1 protein-coding gene and 3 pseudogenes are annotated in these 3,283 nt (G+C 55.0%); 3 read left to right on the top strand and 1 reads right to left on the bottom strand.

Features of this window, described 5'->3' with window-relative positions; all coding sequences use genetic code 11:
• Window positions 1-193, top strand: a pseudogene (locus tag RUA4292_RS25280) (IS6 family transposase); the annotation flags it as partial.
• Window positions 194-621: 428 nt separating this feature from the next.
• Window positions 622-774, top strand: a pseudogene (locus tag RUA4292_RS24455) (IS6 family transposase); the annotation flags it as partial.
• 860 nt (window positions 775-1,634) lie between these two features.
• Here the strand turns inward: RUA4292_RS24455 and RUA4292_RS09460 are convergent.
• Window positions 1,635-3,020: an IS1182 family transposase gene (locus RUA4292_RS09460; protein ID WP_058277378.1), complete on the bottom strand. Its 1,386-nt coding sequence runs from the start codon at window positions 3,018-3,020 to the stop codon at window positions 1,635-1,637.
• Window positions 3,021-3,094: 74 nt separating this feature from the next.
• Between RUA4292_RS09460 and RUA4292_RS09455 the strand changes: the two are divergent.
• Window positions 3,095-3,283, top strand: a pseudogene (locus RUA4292_RS09455) (IS6 family transposase); the annotation flags it as partial.

Genomic DNA, 3,283 nt, shown 5'->3' with positions numbered 1-3,283 from the left:
GCACCTGCCGTTTCGAAGACGCGAACGCGCGATGCAGCGTTTCAGGCGCATGCGAAGTTTGCAGAAATTCGCCTCCGTCCATTCCTCTGTCTACAACCACTTCAACCAGGAAAGATCGCTAGCCAGTCGAGGCACCTTCAAGCTGACCCGCGCCGCCGCTCTTAGCGAGTGGCGTCAACTCTGTTCCGGATAGGTTCGCGGTTTCCGCGGCAAACTGAGACTGGTTCGAATTAGTCTGACAGCACCTGTGATTTTTCGATTTTGGGGTGCGACGCGCGGAACTCGTACCCCCTCAAAAAATCGCTAAACCCCATCATGCGCGCCGCTTAACACAGTTACCTGTTGTAAGTGTCCCAACTAGGACCATGTTGTGAAACATGCGGCTACGCTCTGACACTTAATTACCGTAATGCGTGGTTCTTTGTAGTTGACTTGGAATTCGTGAGGCGACACGCCGAACTAAGTAACCCCCTCAAATCCAGTTAAAAAACTAGAATTTACTAGTAACAAGACGTGCCACCCACTTCAAAAGTAGCGCGTTTTGCAAGAATGTGTCCACATTTCGGTCTTGTCAGAAGAACTTTGCTTAAGCAGGGCAGGGGTGTTGCGTAGCTTTTGTACATGACCAGACCTGCCTCTTTCAAGTACTTCAAAACCAGTCCCGAGATTATCCGCTTGGCGGTGATGCTGTACATCCGTTTCCCGCTCTCGCTTAGGAATGTCGAAGATCTGCTGCACGAACGCGGGATCGACTTGAGCCACGAAACTATCCGATAGTGGTGGAACAGGTTTGGCCCAATGTTTGCTGCTGAGATCCGAAGAAAGCGTGTTCAGCAATTGAGAGCATACTCCAAATGGGGGAGACACGAAACCGCGCTGCCCCAGACATATCACCATAATTTCAGCACGTTACCGCCCAGCGCATCAAACGCGGGAAATCCCATGGCGCGTATATGGCGCACCCGCATCCTTTTTTTGCCCCTCAGCGCGCAGGACAGGCCAAGCCACAGGCGTAAACCGGGACGCGAGGCAGGCAAGGCTGTTCTACCGGGCGGTTTTCTCAGTCTTTCCAGCACCATGCGCGCCGGTTTGTGACGTTTTGCACCCCGGGATTTAGCATAACACCCACCTAAACCTCGGCCCCAGCGCGGCTACTTCAGATTACCGAAATCAGTACGCGTGCTGCTGCTACAAAACCGGTCCCGGCCACTACGCTAGCCAATAGTATGCAGCCAATTTCAAGTGCGCTAAGCTTCATTTTGAACTCCATCAAAATGGTTTCGCTCGCGATAAACCAAACATCTCGCGTTGAATAGTCTGCGCAAGTTCACGTAGCGAAAACTTGCTACGGAGGCGGCGTGGATTTGCTCAAAAAGAGCCATCAAGGTTAGCTCGTGACTTTCACTCTGTCGTTATGTGCTTGACCTGTGGTCACGCGGCATCACCGAAGGGAATTGAAGCTGGCACTTCCACCCTAGGCACTGGACCAATAAACCCAAAATCTGCTCACTGGCAGCAAAGCAGACGTTCAGGCAGCCTGCAGCGAACAGCTGATTTGAGCCGATTCTGTTGAAAAACAACGTGTTGCTGGCGCAGGAAGTCGCGATCTGAAGAGCGCGCGAGTGCCTTTTTGATCAGGCTTTGCGAGTTTTCTGCGGTGCAGGAAAGATCTTGGCCAATTTGCGGAGGTTCTGGGCGGTGGCGGCGAGAAGAAATTCGTCATTCGCGCCACATGGGCCACGTAATCGCAGCCGTCCCAGCCCGAGAATGCGTTTGAGGTGAGCGAAGAGGATTTCCACCTTTTTCCTGAGCTTCATCGCAATCGCGTATTCATCAGTCTTGGCCAGATCTCGGGCGACCTGACGGGCGTCTTCGTGGTCTTCGCGCGTGATCGATCTAGCGTCGGCGTTCGGGCAGCACTTTTGTTTGGAGGGGCAAGCCTGGCATGTCAGTTTCAGGGCACGATACTTCGCGGTGCCTTTGCCCGTCGGACCCCGGTTCGGATCAGAGTAATTGCGTCGGAACTGCTTGAGCACGTGTCCTTCTGGGCAGATGTATTGGTCATTCTCCGCATCCCAGTCGAAGTCTGTGCGCGTCCAGGTGCCGTCGGGGCGCCCGGCCTTGTCGATCACAGGGATGTAGGGATCGATCTTTCGGTCCACGAGCCAGCCGAGCATCGGGCCGGAGCCGTAGGCGGTATCGGCAATCATCCAGTCCGGGACCATGCCGAACTTGTCCCTTACGCGGTCCAGCATGGTTTTGGTGGATCCAACCTCAGCCTGCCTGATTGATCGGGTCGCCTCGACGTCGATGATCACGCCGTGATCCGTGTCGATCAGGTAATTGTCGGAATAGCTGAAGAACGCCGGGCCCTTGCGGGCAGCAGTCCACTGACTGGCCGGATCAGAATGCGAAGTGAACTTTGGCTGCACCTCGCTGGCCGCGCCGAAGGCGGCCTCGTCCAGCGTGTCGAGATACTCACGCACGGCACGGGGTGCATCGGCTGGATTGATGGTAGATGCGTCCCAATCTTCCTTCGGCGTCGAGTTCTGTTTGTTGGCATCTGCCTCAATCAGGCTGGCATCGACTGCCATGCGCTGGCCGCTGACCAGACCTTCCGCGATGCAGCGCGCGACGGTCGTCTCAAACAGATACCGCAGCAGCTCGCTGTCGCGGAAACGACCGTGACGGTTCTTGGAAAACGTCGAGTGATCAGGGATCCTGTCGCTGAGATCGAGGCGGCAAAACCACCGATATGCAAGGTTCAGATGCACCTCCTCGCAGAGCCGCCGCTCGGAGCGAATGCCAAAACAGTAGCCCACCAGCAGCATGCGGATCAGAAGTTCAGGATCGACCGATGGACGACCGGTGTGGCTGTAGAAACCCGCGAGATGCGCTCGAATGCTGCTTAGATCGACAAAGCGATCAATCGACCGAAGCAGGTGATCTTGAGGAACGTGGTCATCCAAAGAGAACTCATAGAACAGCGACGATTGCGCTTCCTGTCTCGCTCCCAACATCGCTCAATCCTCCCACCGGTCTTGTCAGAAGAACTTTGCTTGAGTGGGGCAGGGTGGTTGCGTAGTTTTTGCCCATGACCAATCCTACCTCTTTCAAGTATTTCAAAACCAGCCCTGAGATCATTCGCCTTGCAGTGATGCTGTACATCCGTTTCCCGCTCTCGCTTCGGAATGTCGAAGATCTGCTGCATGAGCGAGGCATCGACGTGAGCCACGAAACTGTCCGATATTGGTGGAACAGGTTTGGCCCGATATTTGCTGCT

Origin of the sequence: Ruegeria atlantica, from assembly GCF_001458195.1 — a bacterium.
In the GTDB taxonomy this organism is placed as follows: domain Bacteria; phylum Pseudomonadota; class Alphaproteobacteria; order Rhodobacterales; family Rhodobacteraceae; genus Ruegeria; species Ruegeria atlantica.
Note: the sequence above shows the minus strand (reverse complement) of the source record. Positions and strands in the feature narration are given on the sequence as shown.

Coding starts and splice junctions, on each gene's coding strand:
- RUA4292_RS09460 (WP_058277378.1), bottom strand. CDS start 3,020: ATGTTGGGAGCGAGACAGGAAGCGCAATCGTCGCTGTTCTATGAGTTC.